Raw genomic sequence first — 17,252 nt, 5'->3', positions numbered from 1 at the left:
AGTTATGAAGAAGATTTTAGTATTACTTGTTATAGCGGTTATTTTTTCTTGTTCCAAGGATGAGGATTTGACCTTAACCAAAACCATTGATCCAGATGGTTCTGCTGACGTAGAAGTTCAAGATTTTATGTGGAAAGCCATGAATTTTTGGTATTTCTGGCAAGCCAACGTGGATGATTTGGGCGATGAGCGTTTTGTAAATACCAAAGAAGGTAGAGCTGAGTACACTGCTTTCTTAGATTCAGAAGAAAACCCTGCTGCTTTTTTTGAAAATAAATTGCAATATATTGAAGATCGTTTTAGTTTTTATAATGAAGATTATCGCGAACTTACTAATTCATTAGCAGGTATCTCTAAAAGTAATGGTCTTGAATTCGGACTCGTTCGTTTTCAGGATAGTGAAGAATTATTTGGTATCGTTCGATACATCATACCAAATTCAAATGCCGCTACTGCTGATATTCTAAGAGGAGATTTGTTTACTGGTGTTGATGGGCAAACTTTAACATTGTCGAATTACGAGGAGCTCCTTTTTACAGGTAGCGATTCATATACTTTAAATATGGCAGATTTTGTTACCGGTAATATTGTTCCCAATGAAGAAGAGGTAACACTTACCAAAGCGGAAGCTCTTGCCGAAAACCCTGTTTACATTTCCAAGTCTTTCGAAATTGGAGGGGAAAATATTGGTTATATCATGTATAACCAATTTACCAATGAATATGACGATGAACTTTATGCCGCCGTTGAAGCTTTAAAATCTGCTGGTATAACTAATTTGGTAATGGACTTGCGTTATAATCCTGGTGGTTCGGTAAATACTACACGTCTATTAGCAAGTATGATTTATGGCACAAATACATCAGAGGTATTTTTAAGAAAAAGATACAATGATAAACTTCAAAACCAATTTAACGATAGCCAATTAGAAGTATATTTTGCTGATAAGGTTAATGGAAAAACAATCAATTCATTAGGCTTTTCTAAATTGTACGTACTAACATCTTCTAGTTCTGCGTCAGCTAGCGAATTACTTATCAATAGCTTAGAACCGTATATTGATGTTATTCAAATTGGAGATGTAACGAGAGGTAAAAATGAATTTTCAACAACATTGGTCGATGATCGAGATAACTCTTACTTATACACACCATCTAGAGTAAATAAAATTAACCCAAATAATCAATGGGCCATTCAACCTTTAATTGGTAGAAATGAGAATGCAGAAGGGTTTTCAGACTTTATAAGCGGTTTACAGCCAGATATTTTTTTGAAAGAAGATTATGGCAACCTCGGTATTTTAGGGGAACAGAACGAACCTCTATTAGCTAGGGCTATAGAAGCCATTACCGGACAAACTGGCAAACGTGATTTTACTGTTTTAAATCCGATAGAAGTTTTTATAAGTTCTAAAGTTGGCAATCCTATCAATGATAAAATGATTGATGATACAGTTTACAATTTAGAATTTTAAATCGACAAAAAAGATAGAAAAAAGGACAGCTTTAAAGCTGTCCTTTTTATTATAAACTCATTTTAAATCCTAGTCGTAAATTCCTTCCTTTAGTCGTATAATCCACTAGCTCTGTATATTCCTCATTCAAAATATTATCAACGGCTATAAAGGCTCCAAATCTATTCGAGAAATCATGTTTCAATTGTAGGTTAGCTAAACTAAAACTACCTAAAGTAACTTCTGAAAAAGTCGCAAAATCAGTATCTGTTCGGTTAGAAACGTATTGATACGTAAGTCCTACATAGGTTTTTACTCCAATACTGTATCCTAAACTTACATTAGCTTTATTTTTTGGTACTCTTAATGCCAAGCCTTTTTTAGAACTTGTAAGCGTATAGTTCGCATCCAATGTAAAGTCTTTAACAGGTTTTGAACTAAAGCCTACCTCCACTCCATTAAAATGAACTGTATTTGCTGAATTACGATATTGACTTTCAAATGTATTTGGGTCAATAGTTACGTATTCGATTCTATCATCTTCAGACCTATTAAAATAAACCGCGTTCATTGTAAACTTATCTGACAATTTAAATTCTAAACCGCCCTCTAAAGTAGTATCCTCTTCAGGATTCAAATCTTTATTGGCTCCAAACGGACCATATAATTGCGATAAATTTGGTGCTATGTACGAGGTAGCATATGAGCCCATGAATTTTAAATACCCAGAGTTTATATTAATTCTGTAAGACGGATTAATATTATAAATAAAATTAGAACCATAGTTACTATGATTATTTAAGCGTACTCCTGCATTTAAGTTAATACCGTCATCACCAATATATACCATGTTCACATATGGGTCGACTGTGTTCGAATTTTGCTCCTCTGAAAACAATGTCTGATTGTCAATATAATTTAAACCAACTATAGTATATATTTTTTCTGCAAATGTATACTTGTTAAAAACATCTACTACAATAGAACGAGAATCGTAAGCAGCCGGAAAACTAGAAATAAAAGACCTATCTATTTGATTATATGCCACATTTACATGCACACTACCCTTTTCGTAACCATAAGTTGAAGCTAAACCAAAACGAGATTGTTCACTGGTAAATGAAAAATCGGCATCTTCAATTGGGAACCCGTTATCATAATCGCTATTCAATTTATTATAAAATGCAGACGCCGTAATATTGAAACGTCTAGAAAATTGATAACCAATTTTCACATTTCCATCTATTCGTGACAGTGCATCCGCTTCAGTGCCAATGGCTGCTGATAATTCGTCCGTGAATTGATGACCTCCAGAAGCCAAAAAAGTCAACTTACCATTTTTAGCACTAAGGTTCACCGTGTTTGAAAAATCAGAAATATTATAATTCTGGTCATCCTGAGATTGGTTGGTACCCATACTCGAAATCACATCCATTGAAAGTCCTTCTTTCTTTGCTTGTTTGGTTGTAATATTTATAACCGCTGTTGCTGCAGAATTTCCATAAAGTGTACTCGCAGCACCTTTTAAAATTTCAATACTTTCTATTTGCGATGTATTTAAAAGACGTAGGTCATACTCTGCGCTGGTACCAGATGGGTCTGAAACCTGAATACCATCAATAATCACCAAAACTTGGCGGTTATTACCTCCCCTAACGTACGTAGATAAGTTTTGACCAGCATAACTTCTAGTTCCGTTTATTTCAATGCCGCTTTTAGTATTGATAATTTCGGCAATAGACCGACCTTGGTTTTGTTCCAATTCTTTTTGAGAAATGGAAACGACTGTCTTACCAGAGTTTTCACGCTTTAGTTGAAACCGTGAATCGCTGACAACAACCTCGTCTAACTGTAATGTATTAATGGAGTCTTGTTCTTGTTGCGCTCCTACTTTTGCGCATAGTAATACTGTGACCGTTGGCCACAAAAAATAATTTTTCATTCGTTTAAATTCATAAACGGGAGCGTAGTATGTCTGTACCCATACGCAAACCTTTATCCCGAAAGTTTAACATTGTTGTTTGAATAAGGCAGGTCTCCTGACTCGTTTTATGTTATTTCGCCTTCCCATGTTACTGAACCTGTTCAGAAATCAAAGTGGCTATGAAGAAAATAACATCTTCTTTACAGAAGTGCCAATTGAAATCTATTCGCCAATAGATATAGTTGACATAAACTTACAGTTGCGGGAACAGTTACGGATTTACACCGGATTCCCTTTTAATTTCACTACCATAAGCAGCGAAAACCAAAATTCACGGCGAAAATAAACATTTTGTTTAATCTTTCTAGGTAAACTTTTATAATACTACTTTTGAAAAATAGATGTAAAATATAAATGCTTAAACAACTTCTCTTTCTAAGTTACTTACTCTTTTTATGCGGTTGCAAACAACTAAAGAAGGAATCACTACCATTAGAATCTACCCCTAAAAATGTAGATATTGCTTATGCAAAGGGGTTTTCAATCGAAAAAAAAGCCTCAGGCATTACTATTCTTAAAATACTGACGCCTTGGCCAAATGCAGAAGCTTCTTTTACCTATGCTTTAATCCCTAGAGAAAAACAAGCATTCATAACTTTGGATAAAAATGAGTATGACGCCATAATCTCCGTACCAATAGAAAACATAGTTGTAACCTCAACTACCCATATACCAGCACTTGAAGCTTTAGGTGAATTAGATAAACTTATCGGATTTTCAGACACCAAATACGTATCTTCTAAAGCTGCTAGAAAACGAATCGATACCGGACAAATTAAAGAACTTGGGATAAACGAAAGCTTAAACACAGAAGCCGTTTTAGCCTTACAGCCAGACTTAGTGGTAGGTTTTGGCGTTAGTGGTAGTAACAGCGCTTATGAGACTCTACAACGCTCTCAAATACCTGTTATTTACAATGGTGACTGGGTAGAAGAAACGCCACTGGGAAAAGCGGAATGGATTAAATTTTTCGCACCATTCTTTAAAAAAGAAACCGAAGCAAATACTATTTTCGCTGAAATTGAAAAGTCTTATGTAGATGCTAAAAAAATAGCTGAAACTGCACATACCGTACCAACCGTACTTAGCGGAGCCCTTTATAAAGATGTTTGGTATTTACCCGGCGGAAAAAGTTGGGCCGCTAATTTTCTAAAAGATGCCAATGCCAATTATATATGGAAAGAAACACCTGAAAGCGGTAGTCTTTCTTTAAGTTGGGAAAGTGTTTTAGTAGTTGCTAAAAATGCTGAATATTGGATCGGACCTGCGCAATTCAAGTCATACACAGAAATGGAATCTTCAAGTGCGCACTATCTGCAGTTTAATGCATTTAAAAACAAAAAAGTTTACACCTTTGCCAATACTGTTGGCGAAACTGGCGGCAATTTATATTATGAATTAGCACCACAACGACCGGATCTTGTATTAAAAGATTTAATTCATATTTTACACCCAGGTCTTTTACCTAAACATAAACCTTTCTTCTTTAAACCTTTAAATTAATTGTCTAAACAACCTACATACACTATTCATTTTCTGGCTCTACTCCTAGTGCTGCTTGTTTGCCTAAGTTTAAATATCAGTCTTGGCTCTGTGAGCATATCGGTTATTGACACTATAAAAGTTATTTTCAGTTCTGATATTGGTGAATCATCAAATTCCTATATCATATGGAATTATCGTATACCGAAAGCCTTAACCGCTATTTTGGTTGGCAGTGGCTTAGCCTTAAGTGGTCTATTGATGCAAACTTTGTTCAGAAATCCGCTTGCAGGCCCTTATGTATTGGGTATAAGTTCTGGGGCAAGTTTAGGCGCTGCTTTATTAATTATGGGCTCTTCCCTATTTTCAGGGTTTATAACGTTTTCAGCCTTTAACGATATTGCTTTGGCTATCGCTTCAAGTATGGGTAGTTTTCTTGTGCTTTTAGTAGTTCTAACAGTCGCCGTCAAAATAAAAGATACCATGGCATTACTTATTATTGGTTTAATGTTCGGTAGTATAACGGGCGCTATTGTAAGTGTACTCTCCTATTTTACCAAAGCCGAAAAATTGCAACAATTTATCTTTTGGGAATTTGGTAGTTTAGGTAATCTTACCTGGATGCAATTGTCAATTCTGTGCCTTTGTACATGTATTGGCATACTATTAAGTATACGCTCTATTAAATCGCTTAATGCTTTTTTACTGGGTGAGAATTACGCAAAGAGCTTAGGAATCCATTTAAAAAAATCACGGTATATTATTATCATAGCAACTGGACTTTTAGCAGGATGTATTACTGCTTTTGCAGGCCCCATAGCTTTTATAGGCTTAGCGGTGCCGCACTTAACTCGACAACTATTTCATACAACAGACCATAAGATTTTGATACCAGCAGTATTGTGTTGTGGCGCTATTTTAATGCTGATTTGTGATACGATTGCTCAACTGCCAGGCTCAATGAGTGTACTTCCTATCAATGCGATAACTAGTATTTTTGGGGCACCCGTGGTGATATGGTTATTAGTTCGCAAAAAGAAAATGATGTTTTAATTAAACCTGATAAAGTTATCAAATACAAAAATTCAAATATAATACTGAATATCAGTAATTTATCTATTGGATATGACAAAAAAGTCATAGCCGAAAATATTTCCTTTAATTTAAAGAAAGGGGAATTGGTCGCTATAGTAGGTGTTAATGGTATTGGTAAATCTACACTACTAAGAACTATAGGCGGATTTCAAACAAAGATTTCTGGCTCCATACAAATTGAAGGAAAAGAATTAACCACTATCGATACTTTAGATTTAGCCACAAAGGTTAGTGTAGTACTCACAGAACCTATTGCGTCAAAAAACATGTCAGTTAAAGAGTTATTAGCTTTAGGCAGACAACCATACACCAATTGGTTAGGGAAGTTATCTGATGAAGATATTGCATTCATTACAAAGAGTGTATCACTCTTAGAGCTAACCCCATTTCTAGATAAGAAATGCTATGAATTGAGTGACGGACAATTACAACGTGTTATGATTGCTAGGGCATTGGTTCAAGATACTAGTATTATACTTTTAGATGAGCCCACCACGCATTTAGATTTATATCATAAAGTCCAGATTTTAAAACTCTTGAAATCTATTGCACATAAAACCGAAAAAACAATTCTGTTTACCAGTCATGAGATAGAATTGGCTATACAGTTATGTGATAAAATGTTGATTTTAGACGGACGAACTAATCCGTTTGAAGAGCCTTGTAAACTTATCGAACATAAAAACTTTGAAACGCTATTTCCTGCAGATATGATTTCGTTTGATGCCAACTCTGGTTCTTTTAAAATCAAGAAATAAAGGATTCCGCATTGAAATATATTTTTGCTTATTCTATGTTAATTAAATCAAGATAGGCCCTTTATTATTTAGTAGGTGATCCAGTATCTTTACAGTATCACATTACAATACTCATGAACGAAATTTATATGTACTTCCTAATTGGTATCCTATGTCTTGTAATCGGCTATTTTCTAGGGAATTATATACGGCAATTAAAAACAACCTCTAAACAAAGTGCTTTAGAGGAACGCGAGCAACAAATGCACGCAAATTTATCTGTTTTACAAGAACGGTTAAAAGAGACAGAGCAACAAAGACATATCCTTCAATCAGAAAAAGAACAGCTTGGCAATAGAATTGTAAGAGCGCAAGCTGATATGGGGCATTTGCACGAAAAAAACCGAGAACAGAAAGAAGAAGTTGAAAAGCTACAGAAAAAATTTACAAAGGAGTTTGAAAACTTGGCCAATAAAATTCTAGAAGAGAAAAGCCTAAAGTTTACAGAGCGAAATGAAAAGAACATTAAGGATATTCTCACTCCCCTAAATGAAAAAATTCAGCTCTTTGAGAAAAAAGTTGAGGCAAGTCAGAAAGAAAATATAAGTATTCACTCTGCCCTAAGAGAACAGCTTCTAAATCTACAGTCCCAAAATTTAAAGATTACCCAAGAAGCAGAAAACTTAACTAAAGCCTTAAAAGGTGATAGTAAAATGCAAGGGAATTGGGGCGAATTGGTTTTAGAACGTGTCTTGGAAAAATCGGGATTAGAGAAAGACCGTGAATATACAGTTCAACAAACATTTATTAGAGCTGATGGTAGTCGGGTACTTCCCGATGTCATTATCAATCTGCCGGATGGTAAGAAAATGGTAGTCGATTCTAAAGTATCGTTAACGGATTATGAGCGCTATGTAAATGCTGATGAAGAGCTTAGAGATAAATACTTAAAAGACCACATCAATTCATTACGCAGACACGTTGACCAATTATCTGCAAAAAAATATGAGGACCTTTATGAAATGGAGAGCCCCGATTTCGTGTTGATGTTCGTTCCTATAGAACCTGCCTTTGCCATCGCCATTAATCAAGATAGTTCTTTGTATAATAAGGCCTTTGAGCAGAATATTATAATCGTTACTCCAACCACGCTTCTTGCCACATTACGTACAATAGATAGCATGTGGAACAATGAGAAGCAACAACGCAATGCGATTGAAATTGCAAGACAAGCTGGTGCGCTCTATGATAAGTTTGAAGGATTTGTTAGCGACTTAATGAAAGTGGGTAAAAAGATGGACGAAGCCAAAGGAGAATATAGAGGTGCAATGAATAAACTTGTCGATGGTCGCGGCAATATTGTCAATAGTATTGAGAAGTTAAAAAAAATGGGGGCTAAAGCAAAAAAATCTATTCCAGAATCTATATTAAAGCGCGCTGTAGAAGATGATGATTTTGATGAAGAGCCTAAATTGAAATTATAAATTATACTTTTATATATACGGTAAAACATCTTAGACGATTATTAGTATAAATGAATATTCGTCAATATATTGACCTAATCATATTATTGATAATACATTTACACTAGAACAAAGACAAAGTAACTTATGAAAAAGTTTATATCATTACTATTATTAGGCTTTATACTGATAGGAGGCATTTATTATGCCTTTATTTATTTCGTCTCTTTTAGTGAAGGAGTACGCTCTGGAGAGTTAATTAAATTAACCCATAAAGGGGTAATAGCCAAAACTTGGGAAGGTGAAATTAGCCAAGGTATTTCTGGTGCTCAAATATTCTCATTTTCAGTATTGGATAAAGATAAGGATGTCATAGAAAAACTAAAGGAATATCAAGGGCAATACGTAAAGGTAAATTACACTGAACGATACGCTACTTTCTTTTGGTTGGGCGACACTAAATACTTCATAACGGCAGTAGAAGCGGAACAATCACCACATTTTAGGAAATAAAATAATCACAATTATTTTTTAATTGGATTAAAGAACAGGCACATGGAAAAGTTTAAAGGCGTAAGAGATTCAAGGGTTTCAATAACAGAATTAATGCTTCCCTCCCATTCCAATTTTGGTGGCAAGGTACATGGTGGGCACATTTTAAACCTTATGGATCAAATAGCATTTGCATGCGCCTCTAAACATTCTCAACAATACTGTGTAACAGCATCCGTAAATAGGGTGGATTTTTTAAACCCTATTGAGGTAGGAGAATTGGTTACATTGAAAGCCAGTATCAATTATACAGGTCGTACATCAATGGTAGTAGGTGTTCGTGTAGAATCTGAAAATATAACCTCAGGAAAAAAGAAGCATTGCAACTCCTCCTACTTTACTATGGTAGCAAAAGGCCCCGACGGTAAAAATGTTTCTATACCCGGTTTAATCGTATCTGATGACCAAGGCGTGCGCCGTTTTGCACGTAGCAAATACAGAAAACTTGAAGCTCAGCAACGTGATACGAAATTTGAATCCAAAACTTTTAATTCCAAAGACTATGTCAAGGAATTGGAAAGTGATAATATTAAGATTGATCTATAGTAAGTTGCTGAGCTGCAGCTGCATCTAAAAACCAAATTAAATCTTTTGTTTTAGGGGATACATGACTTGCAGGATATTTCAAGTAACCTTCTTCCCTTTCTATTATGATTCTTACCTTCTCAGATTTACTATCACCTGTAACCAAGAAAACAACCGTTTTAGCATTATTAATAATTCTACCAGTAATCGAAACTCTTCGTTGACCTGATTCTGGATGGATAGCCACCTCACAATTATCAGGTGATATCCATAAATTTATTTCATGAGGGAAAATTGATGCGGTATGCCCATCATCACCCATTCCCAGTAAAACTAAATCAAACTGAGGTAAGCCAAGTTCCTTTGGCAATTCTTTCTCTAGTAAATGATCATAACGCTTGGCTTCCAATTTAGGGTCGTTCTCACCTTTAATACGATGAATATTTTCTTCTGGTATATCAACCTTCGAAATAAGGTGCTCAACCGTCATTCTATAATTACTTTCTTCATCATCTGGAGCTACGCAACGTTCATCTCCCCAATATAAATGAATAGCACTCCAGTCTACATCATTCGAGAATTCCTCAGCTAAAACATCAAATACAATCTTAGGGGTACTTCCGCCTGACAATGCAATATGAAATACTTTTTTATTCGATGATTTTTCAATCAAAAACTTAGAAAACTCCTTGGCAACCTTAACCTTATTCTGATATACTTTTACTTCCATTTTTTATATGATATATGTCGAATACTTCCTTATAATAATTTAACAGATAACGCAATACCCAGAATCATCTGCTAAGTTCTCGCTTGGGTTACGCCATTCACCGAGACCTTCAAAGAGATCGTTTGCATTTTCAGGACCCCAAACTCCAGCTGAATATCCGTACATTTTAACATCTTTTCCATTTTTCCAGTAATCTAAAATAGGATCCACAAAGGCCCATGCTGCTTCAACTTCATCTGCTCTAGCATACAAAGTTGCATCACCCTGCATTGCATCTAGTAATAATCGTTCATAGGCGTCCATTACACGTGTTTCACTTAAACTTGAATAATAGAAATCCATATTAGCACGTTCGACCTGAAAACCTTGCCCAGGAACCTTAACTCCGAATTTTATCAATATTCCTTCATCTGGTTGAATACGAATAATTAATTTATTATCCTTGTTGCTCATTCCTGATTCTTTGAAAATCTGATGGTGTGGTGTTTTAAAATGAATTACCACTTCGGTAACTTTAGTAGGCATACGTTTCGCTGTTCTTACATAGAAAGGTACATCTGCCCAACGCCAGTTATCTACAAAAAACTTAATGGCCGCGAAGGTTTCCGTTGTTGAATTTTCATCAACTCCTTCCTCTTCTCTATACCCTTTTACTTCTTTACCATCAATTTTAGAGGCTACATATTGCGCTCTAATAGTATTTTCGTAAAGCGTTTTTTCATCAGTCATTATTTTAAGAGACTTCAATGCTTTAAGCTTTTCATTACGTATCTCCTCGGCTTCTGAACTTAACGGTGGCTCCATAACGATTAGGGCAACAATCTGCAATAAATGACTTTGAAACATATCTCTCAATGCTCCAGATTTATCGTAATACCCACCTCTTTTCTCGACACCAACACTTTCTGCATTAGTAATTTCTACGTGATGAATGTAATTTCTATTCCAAAGTGGTTCAAAAATACTATTGGCAAAACGAGTAACTAGTAGATTTTGAACTGTTTCTTTGCCTAAATAATGGTCTATTCTAAATATTTGACCTTCTTTGAAATACGTATGAAGACCATCATTTAATACTTTCGCAGAATCCAAACTATAACCAAATGGTTTTTCAACAATTAATCTTCTCCACCCAGTAGCTTCATCATTTAATCCTTGATCAGACAAGTTTTTTGCTATTGGCTCATATAAGCTAGGTGGTGTAGATAGGTAAAAAATATGATTACCATCTGTACCATATTTTTGGTCCAGATCACTTATACGCTTTTCTAAACGTTCGTAAGAGGTATCGTAATCAGACCCTAAATCTTCATAAAATAATTTATCAGCAAACTTTTGAATGTATTCCTTGTCATTTTCCCTACGATCATCCTCAAAGTAAGGGCTTTCTAAAACCACTTTATTACGGAATTTTAGATCACCCAAATCACTTCTACTAACTCCAAGTACAACAAAATTTTCAGGTAGATGATTACCTTTAAATAAATTGAATATTGCAGGTATTAATTTTCTTGCGGTTAAATCTCCAGATGCTCCAAAAATGATGAGCATTTGATTGTCTGTATTCTTCATAAACCCTTTCTATTCTTTATTCTTCAAATATCTTAAAAAGAAAGCCATTATACTCTCCTTTTGAGGTGCAATTTAGAAATAAAGTCAATATTTTAAATTATTTTTGATACGCATTATGTCGTGAAAAATAAATAAAATGAAGGTGCGCCATTTATGTATTTTAATTTTAAAACATAGAGTTTATGTATGATTTTGGTTTGGTAGGTCTTGGAGTAATGGGACGTAATTTTATCCTTAATGTAGCAGATAATGGATTTTCTGCTTATGGATATGATTTAGATGAGGAAAAAGTAAACTCTTTGAAGACTGAAGGTGGAGATTTAGAAAAAGTTGATGCGTCAACAAACATTAAAACCTTTGTAAAAAATTTAAAGCAACCACGTAAAATAATGTTGCTGGTGCCAGCCGGTAAAATTGTTGACTCAGTTATTGAATCATTACTACCACATATTGACAAAGGAGATATAATTATCGATGGTGGTAATTCTTTCTTTACCGATACTGATCGTAGAGAAAGTGAATTGCAGAATAGAGCTATTAACTTTTTTGGTGCTGGAGTTTCAGGTGGTGCAAAAGGCGCTCGTAGAGGGCCAAGTATAATGCCTGGCGGCTCAAAATCTGCATATGAACATATTAAGCCGATTTTTGAAGCTGTTGCCGCTAAATATGAAGGAGAACCATGTGTTGCCTATTTAGGCCCTAAATCTGCAGGTAACTACGTAAAAATGGTTCATAATGGTATTGAATACGGATTAATGCAATTAACCTCTGAAATTTATGATGTCCTTAAAAAAGGAGGAGGTTATAACAATGATGAGTTACATTCCTCTTTTGCAAAATGGAATTCAGGAAGATTGCAATCATTTTTAGTTGAAATAACTTCTGAAATTTTTGAACAAGAAGATAACTTTACCAAAGGTCGTTTAGTGGATCAAATACTAGATAAAGCCAAACAGAAAGGAACTGGAAAATGGACTAGTCAAAATGCAATGGATTTAGGCATACCTGTACCTTCAATAGATGTTGCCGTTAGTATGCGTGAACTTTCTGCGTTAAAGGAGGAAAGAATAAAAGCAGATGCGTTATACGATAGACCTGTAGTTGCACATATGGATAAGGCTATATTAGAAGACCTTTCCGAAAAGGCGTTGTATTTCTCGTTTATAATTACCTACGCACAAGGTCTGCACCAATTAGCAGATGCCTCTAAAGAATATGGCTATAATTTAGATATTTCAGTAATTGCTAAAATATGGCGTGCTGGTTGTATTATTCGTGCAGGTTTATTGGCCGATATTACTGAAGCTTTTAAAGCTGAACCAACATTACCAAATCTATTACTTTCGCCAAACTTTGTTAGCAAAATAAAAGGTTCGGTCGGCGCCGCAAGAGAGTTAGTTGCCTTTGGAGCACAAAATGGAATTCCGCTTCCAGGATTATCAAATTCACTTACCTATTTCGATGCATATACGTCTAGTAAATTACCTTTAAATCTAATTCAAGCTCAGCGTGATTATTTTGGTTCACATACTTATGAGCGATTAGATAGAGAAGGAATTTTTCATACGGAATGGGAAGCATAAAAACAGAGGTTTGAATAAATCAACAATTGTAGTATTTAGTGTTTGTTTGACGATGACATTTTTATCATTTTTAGGTTCTTGTAAGGACTTGAAGAATGAAGAAATTCCTGTAGAAATACTCGACGAGCATATGCTTGACAGGCGAGTAAATAAAGCTATAGTAGATTCACTGATAAGGCAGGTTTACGTACCTATCTATTCTGATATTTATAATCAGACCAGAGATACTAGAACAATGCTAACAGCTACATTGAGTATTCGTAATACGAGTATTCGTGATAGTCTATTCGTGAGTACAATTGATTATTATAATACCCAAGGTGATTTAGTGAGAAGCTATATAGATTCTCCTATCTACCTCAAACCAATGGAATCTATTGATTATGTTATCGAACAACAAGATGATTCTGGTGGTAGTGGCGCCAATTTTTTAATAGATTGGTATTCTAAAAAGCAATTAACTCCATTATTTCAAGCAGTAATGGTTGGTGGTTTAGGGGCGCAAGCGTTTTCTTTCACGACAGATGGAATTGAGGTAGCACGAGAATAATCGAACTACCTTATTTTTATAACACCATATTTACCCATCTCTAATGAATTATAATAATAAATATTTCAAACCAGTTCAAACTTCTAAAAACGGAGAAACAACTGATGAAACTATTTTTCATTATAAGCAATCTGGCTCAACTATAACGGCTAATTATCAAGGAGGCACAATCCTCAAAGGACATTTAATAGGAATAGTAGATTCTGAAGGTCATATAAGTATGCGTTATCACCATGTCAATACTAAAGGAGAACTGATGACTGGGATATGTGAATCTACTCCTGAGGTACTTTCTAATGGTAAAATCAGACTTCACGAAGAATGGAAATGGACCTCAGGAGATTGTTCTTACGGAAAATCTATTGTGGAAGAGATTTAAAACAGCCGTTAAAATTATGAAAAACTTAAAAGACAAAATAGTATTAATTACTGGTGGAGCTTCTGGTATCGGTGAAATCATGTGCCGATTGCTATTAGAACGCGGTGCAAATATTATAATTTGGGATATTAACAGTGATAATTTAGAGAAATTAAGATTGAAGTATTCCTCATTAGGAAAGCTTACAATCATGAAAGTTGATGTTTCTAGTATTTCTGAAATTAATAGCGCTGCCAAAGAAGTAATTAATAATTTTGGTGGAATTGACCTATTAATTAATAACGCAGGTATTATCGTAGGCAACTATTTTCATGAACATTCAGAAGCTGATATTACGAGTACTTTGAATATTAATTCGAATGCACCGATTTATATTACCCATGCTTTCATTGATAACATGTTATCGAAAAACTCTGGCCATATATGCAATATTGCCTCTTCTGGCGGATTACTATCTAACCCCAAAATGTCTGTTTATGTAGCTACTAAATGGTCGCTGATAGGCTTTTCAGATAGTCTGCGTTTGGAAATGGAACAGTTAAAGAAAAACATTAATGTTACTACAATAATGCCCTATTATATAAATACCGGCATGTTTGATGGGGTAAAGTCTAAAATTCCTATACTCGACCCAGAAACTACTGCTTTAACCATTATTAAGGCAATTGAAAAAAATAAAAAAATGGTTTCTATACCTGGGTATATTTATAGAGTTACTCGATTTGCACAAGCCATTTTACCTATTTCAATTTTTGATTGGTTTACAGGAAATGTTTTAGGGGTTTACAAAACGATGGAAAATTTTAAGGGTAGAAATAGATAAATTTATATTTTGAAACCTAAATTCAACTTTACTAAAAACGCAGTAAGTATATTTTACGCTTAAGTCAATCACAATAAATAAAATAGATTATGCCCAATTATAAATATTCGATTTACGTAATTGAATTATCTAAAAAGGTGTATTCTGAAAATAGAAAGTTCAGGGAAGCTAACCCACAATTTAATGGCGTTTTAGAATGTCTTTATGTAGGTATGACGAGTAAGGAACCTAAAGAACGTTTTGAGCAACATAAAAAAGGTTCGCTTAGTAAAAAAGGACATAATCTATCTTCCTCAATTGTGCATAAATATGGCTTATACCTTCGCGGCAGTCTATACAATCATATCGGACCTATATCAACGAAAGCGGAAGCTTTAAAAATGGAAGAGCAGTTAGCTATTGAGCTAAGAAGAAAAAGATATGCTGTTTGGTTTAATTAAACTTCTTAAACCTAGCTAGAATAAATTAATCTAACATTAGTCAGGTTTTTAATCTGATAACCACACCACACTTTAACTTTATAGATTTTATAATTATGGCGAGTTTTATTAAATCATCGCCTTTGCGCTATCTTAAATGCTGAAAAATAAATTTTAATTGAACCTCTTCATTAAATGATTAATTTAAGAGTCAAGTTTTGATTTAAACTAAAAACATCTTCTATGAACGGATTAATAATGGATTACCCACTTACGACAACTACTATTTTAAAGTATGCTAAAAGTGCTTTTCCGCATAAGAAATTAATCTCATACCTCCCCAATGGAGACCGACATGAATATACTTACTATGAACTTGAAAAACGCTCGTGCCAATTGGCAAATGCGCTTAAAAATAAACTAGGAATCAACAAGGGAGATATGGTAGGCACCTTTGCTTGGAATCATTATCAACATGTTGAACTATACTATGGTATACCAGGCATCGGAGCGGTATGCCACACAATTAATATTCGTTTATCTTCTCAACAAACCGAATTCATTATCAATCATTCTGAAGACAAAGTAATTTTTGTAGATGCAACTTTAGTCCCTTTGCTAGAAAAAATAGCACCCAAATTAGAAACAGTAGAAAAGTATATAATCATTAATGCTCCAGAAAATTTTAGTACTTCACTTTTAAATACACTTTACTATGAAGATTTAATTGAAGAACAATTAGATACATTAGAATGGCCTATTCTTAATGAAAACGATGCTTGTGGCATGTGTTACACCAGTGGTACAACAGGTATGCCTAAAGGTGTCCTCTATTCGCATAGGTCTACATATTTACATGCAATGACCATATTATCACCAAATGCAGGTAATTACAGTAATGACGATGTCATTCTTTTAATAGTCCCTCAATTTCATGTTATGGCATGGGGTTTTCCATATATGTGTCTATTAACAGGTTCAGACATGGTAATGCCATCTTTACATCTACAACCCGAGGCAATAGTAAGAATCTTGGAGCGTGAAAAAATAACTAAAGCCAATGGTGTACCTTCCATTTGGATGGGTGTTTACGAGGAAATGAAAAAAAATCCTCCTAAAGAAAAATTAGCACTAGAAGAATATCTTGTTGGAGGCTCTGCATTGTCTGCTAGTTTAATTGAGAATTTTGAAAATAATTTTGGCATAAGGGGTGTTCAAGCATGGGGAATGACAGAAACATCACCTCTTGGTACAGCTAGTAGATTACAAAAGAAACACAAAGATTTATCAAAGAAAGAGCAAATTAAAATACGGGCAAAACAAGGCATTGAATTTCCAGGTATCGAAATGCGAATCGTTGGAGACAATGGAAAGATTGCACCTCGTGACGGTAAAACCATGGGAGAGTTACAAGTTAAAGGGGCTTGGGTCATAAAATCATACTTTAAGACCAATAACAGAGATAATTTTACAGATGATGGTTGGTTTAGAACAGGAGATGTAAGCACTATTGATACCGATGGATATATGGAAATTACAGATCGAACAAAAGATTTAATTAAAAGTGGTGGCGAATGGATTTCAAGTGTTGCATTAGAATCAGCTTTAATGGCACACCCTAAAATTAAGGAAGCTGCAGTAATAGCCATACCTGATAAAAAATGGTCTGAACGACCATTGGCAGCAATTGTTTTGGCGGATATTTCTAAGCCGATTTCTGATGATGAACTAAAAGAATTTTTATCATCTGATTTTGCCAACTATCAAATCCCTGATAATTATGTGACCTTAAATTTAGTACCGAAAACCAGTGTTGGAAAATTTGACAAGAAAGAAATAAGAAGACTATATGCAGAAGGAAAACTTAATTAAATTCAAAGTTTTCCTTCTAGATATATTATTAGT

At 34.6% G+C, this 17,252-nt stretch carries 16 protein-coding genes and 1 riboswitch; of the genes, 13 read left to right on the top strand and 3 right to left on the bottom strand.

From position 1 onward, the window contains the following. Positions 1-4 precede the first annotated feature (4 nt). Entirely contained in the window at positions 5-1,474 is a 1,470-nt protein-coding gene (locus B5X55_RS16295; protein WP_079513835.1) for a GFO_1087 family putative carboxy terminal peptidase, read from the top strand. A gap of 49 nt (positions 1,475-1,523) precedes the next feature. On the opposite strand, the gene B5X55_RS16290 is transcribed toward B5X55_RS16295, so the two are convergent. After that, a complete protein-coding gene (locus tag B5X55_RS16290; protein ID WP_079513833.1) occupies positions 1,524-3,395 on the bottom strand; it encodes a TonB-dependent receptor plug domain-containing protein in 1,872 nt (623 codons plus the stop codon). A 70-nt stretch (positions 3,396-3,465) separates the two neighbouring features. After that, a riboswitch (cobalamin riboswitch) is annotated at positions 3,466-3,721 on the bottom strand. A gap of 70 nt (positions 3,722-3,791) precedes the next feature. Here B5X55_RS16290 and B5X55_RS16285 point away from each other — a divergent pair. From B5X55_RS16285 to B5X55_RS16260, 6 genes are all read left to right on the top strand, one after another. Further along, complete coding sequence (locus B5X55_RS16285; RefSeq protein ID WP_079513831.1) at positions 3,792-4,940, top strand: ABC transporter substrate-binding protein; 1,149 nt, start codon at positions 3,792-3,794, stop codon at positions 4,938-4,940. After that, positions 4,941-5,972, top strand: coding sequence for a FecCD family ABC transporter permease (locus tag B5X55_RS16280; RefSeq protein ID WP_079513829.1), 1,032 nt, complete (start codon positions 4,941-4,943; stop codon positions 5,970-5,972). Continuing rightward, positions 5,936-6,772 (top strand): ABC transporter ATP-binding protein, encoded by an 837-nt coding sequence (locus tag B5X55_RS16275; protein ID WP_079513827.1) that lies wholly within the window; start codon positions 5,936-5,938, stop codon positions 6,770-6,772. The genes B5X55_RS16280 and B5X55_RS16275 overlap by 37 nt, the downstream gene beginning before the upstream one ends. Before the next feature lie 113 nt (positions 6,773-6,885). Beyond that, a complete protein-coding gene (rmuC, locus tag B5X55_RS16270) occupies positions 6,886-8,235 on the top strand; it encodes a DNA recombination protein RmuC (RefSeq protein ID WP_079513825.1) in 1,350 nt (449 codons plus the stop codon). A gap of 126 nt (positions 8,236-8,361) precedes the next feature. Continuing rightward, positions 8,362-8,727, top strand: a complete 366-nt coding sequence (locus B5X55_RS16265) for a 6-phosphogluconate dehydrogenase (protein ID WP_079513823.1) — start codon at positions 8,362-8,364, stop codon at positions 8,725-8,727. A gap of 42 nt (positions 8,728-8,769) precedes the next feature. After that, positions 8,770-9,312, top strand: a complete 543-nt coding sequence (locus tag B5X55_RS16260; protein WP_079513821.1) for an acyl-CoA thioesterase — start codon at positions 8,770-8,772, stop codon at positions 9,310-9,312. Here the strand turns inward: B5X55_RS16260 and pgl are convergent. Together pgl and zwf are read right to left on the bottom strand one after the other, a co-directional pair. Then, entirely contained in the window at positions 9,296-10,021 is a 726-nt protein-coding gene (gene pgl / locus B5X55_RS16255) for a 6-phosphogluconolactonase (protein ID WP_079513819.1), read from the bottom strand. The two genes, B5X55_RS16260 and pgl, sit on opposite strands and share 17 nt — an antisense overlap. Positions 10,022-10,060: 39 nt before the next feature. Next, entirely contained in the window at positions 10,061-11,593 is a 1,533-nt protein-coding gene (zwf, locus tag B5X55_RS16250) for a glucose-6-phosphate dehydrogenase (RefSeq protein ID WP_079513817.1), read from the bottom strand. Between the two features lie 182 nt (positions 11,594-11,775). Here zwf and gndA point away from each other — a divergent pair, with 182 nt between their 5' ends. From gndA to B5X55_RS16220, 6 genes are all read left to right on the top strand, one after another. After that, positions 11,776-13,176 carry an NADP-dependent phosphogluconate dehydrogenase gene (gene gndA, locus B5X55_RS16245; RefSeq protein WP_079513815.1) on the top strand — a complete coding sequence of 467 codons (1,401 nt, stop codon included), beginning with the start codon at positions 11,776-11,778 and terminating at the stop codon, positions 13,174-13,176. Between the two features lie 10 nt (positions 13,177-13,186). After that, positions 13,187-13,726 (top strand): DUF3124 domain-containing protein, encoded by a 540-nt coding sequence (locus B5X55_RS16240; RefSeq protein ID WP_143814522.1) that lies wholly within the window; start codon positions 13,187-13,189, stop codon positions 13,724-13,726. A gap of 43 nt (positions 13,727-13,769) precedes the next feature. Then, positions 13,770-14,105 (top strand): avidin-fold protein, encoded by a 336-nt coding sequence (locus B5X55_RS16235; protein WP_079513811.1) that lies wholly within the window; start codon positions 13,770-13,772, stop codon positions 14,103-14,105. A gap of 16 nt (positions 14,106-14,121) precedes the next feature. Then, the gene (locus tag B5X55_RS16230; RefSeq protein ID WP_079513809.1) at positions 14,122-14,928 is read left to right on the top strand and encodes an SDR family NAD(P)-dependent oxidoreductase; all 807 of its coding nucleotides are present in this window, start codon (positions 14,122-14,124) and stop codon (positions 14,926-14,928) included. Between the two features lie 89 nt (positions 14,929-15,017). Further along, on the top strand, positions 15,018-15,368 hold the full coding sequence (locus B5X55_RS16225) for a ribose-5-phosphate isomerase (protein ID WP_079513807.1): 351 nt from the start codon (positions 15,018-15,020) through the stop codon (positions 15,366-15,368). A gap of 222 nt (positions 15,369-15,590) precedes the next feature. Further along, the gene (locus tag B5X55_RS16220) at positions 15,591-17,219 is read left to right on the top strand and encodes a long-chain fatty acid--CoA ligase (protein ID WP_079513805.1); all 1,629 of its coding nucleotides are present in this window, start codon (positions 15,591-15,593) and stop codon (positions 17,217-17,219) included. Positions 17,220-17,252: the final 33 nt, after the last annotated feature.

The sequence above is a fragment of the Maribacter arcticus genome (assembly GCF_900167935.1).
GTDB classification, from domain to species: Bacteria; Bacteroidota; Bacteroidia; order Flavobacteriales; family Flavobacteriaceae; genus Maribacter; species Maribacter arcticus.
The sequence above is the reverse complement of the archived record's forward strand: the minus strand, read 5'-3'. Positions and strand labels throughout refer to the sequence as shown.